Source organism: Sphingomonas sp. Leaf412, assembly GCF_001425405.1.
Classification (GTDB): Bacteria; Pseudomonadota; Alphaproteobacteria; order Sphingomonadales; family Sphingomonadaceae; genus Sphingomonas.
The window spans coordinates 276,551-276,804 of record NZ_LMQP01000003.1; positions in this window are offsets into that span (position 1 = coordinate 276,551).

Below are 254 nucleotides of genomic sequence, written 5' to 3' on the forward strand. Positions count from 1 at the left end.
ATGCAAGGGGCGCGGCCCGGTGGATGCCGGGACCAGCCCGGCATGACGAGCGCGGACAACCCCACGAACAAACCCCCGTCACCCCGGCCCCCGAGCCGGGGTCCAACGTGCCGCAGGGATAACGGACGGAGGGACACGCCGCGCGATGGATGCCGGGTCAGGCCCGGCATGACGAAAGGTGGAGACGCGAAACCCCCGTCTGCCACAAACCGTCACCCCGGACCCGTTCCGGGGTCCACCGCGCCGCCAGACCT